At 69.9% G+C, this 4,542-nt stretch carries 4 protein-coding genes and 1 pseudogene; all 5 read left to right on the forward strand.

Annotation, left to right across the window (positions count from 1 at the left end; genetic code table 11):
- On the forward strand, positions 1–2,031 hold a 2,031-nt coding region (infB, locus tag ABZ281_RS39205; RefSeq protein WP_356662772.1), incomplete at its 5' end, for a translation initiation factor IF-2.
- Between the two features lie 133 nt (positions 2,032–2,164).
- Positions 2,165–2,458 carry a DUF503 domain-containing protein gene (locus tag ABZ281_RS39210; protein ID WP_356662773.1) on the forward strand — a complete coding sequence of 98 codons (294 nt, stop codon included), beginning with the start codon at positions 2,165–2,167 and terminating at the stop codon, positions 2,456–2,458.
- 32 nt (positions 2,459–2,490) lie between these two features.
- The gene (rbfA, locus tag ABZ281_RS39215) at positions 2,491–2,943 is read left to right on the forward strand and encodes a 30S ribosome-binding factor RbfA (protein ID WP_356662774.1); all 453 of its coding nucleotides are present in this window, start codon (positions 2,491–2,493) and stop codon (positions 2,941–2,943) included.
- Entirely contained in the window at positions 2,940–3,845 is a 906-nt protein-coding gene (gene truB / locus ABZ281_RS39220; RefSeq protein WP_356662775.1) for a tRNA pseudouridine(55) synthase TruB, read from the forward strand. The genes rbfA and truB overlap by 4 nt, the downstream gene beginning before the upstream one ends.
- A gap of 262 nt (positions 3,846–4,107) precedes the next feature.
- Positions 4,108–4,542, forward strand: a pseudogene (locus ABZ281_RS39225) (serine protease); the annotation flags it as partial.

The raw sequence follows: 4,542 nt of genomic DNA on the forward strand, positions 1-4,542 counted from the left end.
CCCGGTGGCGGCGGTGGCGGTTTCGCCGGTCGTCCCGGCGGTCCCGGCGGCGGTGGCCGTCCCGGCTTCGGTGGTCGTCCCGGCGGTCCCGGCGGCCGTGGTGGCACGCAGGGTGCCTTCGGCCGTCCCGGCGGTCCGGCCCGTCGTGGCCGCAAGTCGAAGCGGCAGAGGCGCCAGGAGTACGAGGCCATGCAGGCCCCGTCGGTCGGCGGTGTGATGCTGCCTCGCGGCAACGGCGAGACCGTTCGCCTGTCGCGCGGTGCCTCGCTCACCGACTTCGCGGAGAAGATCAACGCCAACCCGGCGTCGCTCGTCGCGGTCATGATGAACCTCGGCGAGATGGTCACGGCCACGCAGTCCGTCTCCGACGAGACGCTCCATCTCCTCGCCGGCGAGATGAACTACACGGTTCAGATCGTCAGCCCGGAGGAGGAGGACCGCGAGCTCCTCGAGTCCTTCGACATCGAGTTCGGCGAGGACGAGGGCGACGAGGAGGACCTGATGGTCCGCCCGCCCGTCGTCACCGTCATGGGTCACGTCGACCACGGTAAGACCCGGCTCCTCGACGCCATCCGCAAGACGAACGTCATCGCGGGCGAGGCCGGCGGCATCACCCAGCACATCGGTGCCTACCAGGTCGCGACCGAGGTCAACGAAGAAGAGCGCAAGATCACCTTCATCGACACCCCGGGTCACGAGGCGTTCACCGCCATGCGTGCCCGTGGTGCGCGGTCGACGGACATCGCGATCCTGGTCGTCGCGGCCAACGACGGCGTCATGCCGCAGACCGTCGAGGCGCTCAACCACGCCAAGGCGGCCGAGGTCCCGATCGTCGTCGCGGTCAACAAGATCGACGTCGAGGGCGCCGACCCGACCAAGGTGCGCGGTCAGCTGACCGAGTACGGCCTGGTGGCCGAGGAGTACGGCGGCGACACCATGTTCGTCGACATCTCCGCCAAGCAGGGTCTGCACATCGACTCCCTGCTGGAGGCCGTGGTCCTCACGGCAGACGCCTCGCTCGACCTGCGGGCCAACCCGCACCAGGACGCGCAGGGCATCTCCATCGAGTCCCGCCTCGACCGCGGCCGTGGTGCCGTGTCGACGGTCCTCGTCCAGCGCGGCACCCTGCGGGTCGGCGACACCATGGTGGTCGGCGACGCGTACGGCCGAGTCCGGGCGATGCACGACGACAACGGCAACAGCGTTGCCGAGGCCGGCCCGTCGACGCCGGTTCAGGTCCTGGGCCTGACCAACGTCCCGGGTGCGGGTGACAACTTCCTCGTGGTCGACGAGGACCGTACGGCCCGTCAGATCGCGGAGAAGCGTGCCGCCCGTGAGCGGAACGCCGCGTTCGCCAAGCGCACGCGCCGTGTGTCGCTCGAGGACCTGGACAAGGTGCTGAAGGCCGGCGAGGTCCAGCAGCTGAACCTGATCATCAAGGGTGACGCTTCCGGATCCGTCGAGGCGCTCGAGTCCTCGCTGCTGCAGCTGGACGTCGGCGAAGAGGTCGACATCCGCGTCCTGCACCGTGGTGTCGGTGCGGTCACGGAGTCCGACATCGACCTGGCCATGGGCTCCGACGCCATCGTCATCGGCTTCAACGTGCGCGCCGCCGGGCGTGCGCAGCAGATGGCCGAGCGCGAGGGTGTCGACGTCCGGTACTACTCGGTCATCTACCAGGCGATCGAGGAGATCGAGGCGGCCCTCAAGGGCATGCTCAAGCCGGAGTACGAAGAGGTCGAGCTCGGTACGGCGGAGATCCGCGAGGTCTTCAAGTCGTCCAAGCTGGGCAACATCGCGGGTGTTCTCATCCGCTCCGGCGAGGTCAAGCGCAACACCAAGGCGCGCCTCATCCGCGACGGCAAGGTGGTCGCGGAGAGCCTCAACATCGAGGGTCTGCGTCGCTTCAAGGACGACGTCACCGAGATCCGCGAAGGGTTCGAGGGCGGTATCAACCTCGGCAACTTCAACGACATCAAGGTCGACGACGTCATCGCGACGTACGAGATGCGCGAGAAGCCGCGCGTCTGATCCGAGTCACGATCGGGGCCGATCGACGGGACATATTCCGTCGATCGGCCCCGGCCGTTGCGTGTACGGTTCCCGTATCTGCGTCGAAGCGTGGCGCCCGTACCCCGAACCGGCGGGACATCCGGATACACACATGTATGTGGGGACTCTGTCCTTCGATCTGCTCCTCGGCGACGTCCACTCGCTCAAGGAGAAACGCTCTCTCGTCCGTCCGATCGTGGCCGAACTCCAGCGCAAGTACGGGGTGAGTGCGGCCGAGACGGGGAACCAGGACCTCCACCGCAGGGCCGAGATCGGGCTCGCGATGGTCTCGGGGGAGACGGGACACCTCACCGACGTACTGGACCGCTGTGAGCGGCTCGTCGCCGGGCGGCCCGAAATCGAACTGCTCTCGGTTCGACGCAGGCTCCACAGCGACGAAGACTGAAGCAACAAGTAAGCACTTAAGGAGACGGACCAGTGGCCGACAACGCGCGGGCTAAGAGGCTGGCGGACCTCATCCGAGAGGTGGTGGCCCAGAAGCTGCAGCGCGGGATCAAGGACCCGCGGCTCGGCTCGCACGTCACCATCACGGACACCCGGGTCACGGGTGACCTCAGGGAGGCGACCGTCTTCTACACGGTGTACGGGGACGACGAGGAGCGCGCGGCGGCCGCCGCCGGCCTGGAGAGCGCCAAGGGCATCCTGCGCTCCGAGGTGGGCCGCGCCGCCGGTGTGAAGTTCACGCCGACCCTGGCCTTCGTCATGGACGCCCTCCCGGACAACGCCCGCACCATCGAGGACCTCCTCGACAAGGCGCGCCAGTCCGACGAGAAGGTGCGCGAGGCGTCCGCGGGCGCCAAGTACGCAGGCGGGGCCGACCCGTACCGCAAGCCCGAAGAGGACGACGAGACGGACGACAGCGCCGAATGACCGAGAAGCACACCACGCCCGACGGCCTTGTCATCGTCGACAAGCCGTCGGGCTTCACTTCGCACGACGTCGTCGCCAAGATGCGCGGCATCGCCAGAACGCGACGCGTCGGACACGCGGGCACCCTCGACCCGATGGCGACGGGCGTCCTCGTCCTCGGCGTCGAGAAGGCCACCAAGCTCCTCGGCCACCTCGCGCTGACCGAGAAGGAGTACCTCGGCACCATCCGGCTCGGGCAGAACACCCTCACGGACGACGCCGAGGGGGAGATCACCTCCGCCACGGACGCCTCCAAGACCACCCGAGACGCGATCGACGCCGGCATCGCCGAGCTGACCGGCGACATCATGCAGGTGCCGTCCAAGGTCAGCGCCATCAAGATCAACGGCGTGCGGTCCTACAAGCGGGCGCGCGAGGGCGAGGAGTTCGAGATCCCGGCCCGGCCCGTCACGGTCTCGTCCTTCGGCGTGCACGACGTCCGGGACGCCGTCGCCGACGACGGCACGGCCGTGCTCGACCTGGTCGTCTCGGTCGTCTGCTCCTCCGGCACCTACATCCGGGCCCTGGCCCGTGACCTGGGCGCCGACCTGGGCGTCGGTGGTCACCTCACCGCCCTGCGCCGCACCCGCGTCGGCCCCTACAAGCTGGACGCGGCCCGCACGCTCGACCAGCTCCAGCAGGAGCTGACCGTGATGCCCATCGCCGAGGCCGCCACGGCCGCGTTCCCCCGCTGGGACGTCGACGCCCGGCGGGCCAAGCTGCTCACCAACGGCGTACGGCTGGAGATGCCCGAGACGTACGCGGGCGCCGGCCCCGTCGCCGTCTTCGACCCGGAGGGCCGCTTCCTCGCGCTCGTCGAGGAGCAGCGGGGCAAGGCCAAGAGCCTGGCCGTCTTCGCCTGACGGAGGGCCCGGGGGGCCGGGGCCCCGTCCGTGGAGCGGCGGCCAGGGGGTACCTCCACTGCCGCCGCTCCACGGTCCCCCCTCGGTTCCCCCACCCCTAGGGTGTATCCAGCCGCCCCCGTTCCTTCACCCGTCCGTGCGGGCGCTCGGAGTGAACCGGGGGAGCGGAAGGGGGCGCTTTCGCAGAGCGACCTGTCCCGCTGATCATCCCGCCCCTACCGTCGAACGCAAGGGCACGGGTGTACGGCGGGGAGGCTCGACGATGGCGTCGCGGAACCGGTCCCGGGAGACGGACGACAGCCCACAAGGCTCCCCGGACCTCCCCGGAACAGCAGGACATGAGGACGACGCGGTCCCCGGGGACGCCCTCGTCCGTATCCACGACCCGGCCGGCCGCCCCCGCGGCGCCGGCTTCCTGGCCGACCACCACGGCACGCTGATCACCAGCCACGAGGCCGTCGACGGCCTGCCCCGGCTCGTCCTGCACGGCGCCGGGGACCGCCGCCGGGTGGTGTCCGCCGACGCGGTCACCCCGCTGCCCGCGCTGGACCTGGCCCTCGTCCGGACCGAGGGGCTCGGCACGCCCCCGCTGCCCGTCACCGTGCGGGAGGGGACCGGGACCGGCGCCCTCACTGAGGTCGGCGACGACGATCTCGACACCGGTTGGCTCGGCGCGGGTCTGGATCACCGCGATGGT

This window comes from Streptomyces sp. NPDC006265 (assembly GCF_040613555.1).
Taxonomy (GTDB): domain Bacteria; phylum Actinomycetota; class Actinomycetes; order Streptomycetales; family Streptomycetaceae; genus Streptomyces.

Excerpts from the sequence above, each read along its gene's own strand:
- truB (WP_356662775.1), top strand. The coding sequence starts at position 2,940 with ATGACCGAGAAGCACACCACGCCCGACGGCCTTGTCATCGTCGACAAG.
- ABZ281_RS39210 (WP_356662773.1), top strand. The coding sequence starts at position 2,165 with ATGTATGTGGGGACTCTGTCCTTCGATCTGCTCCTCGGCGACGTCCAC.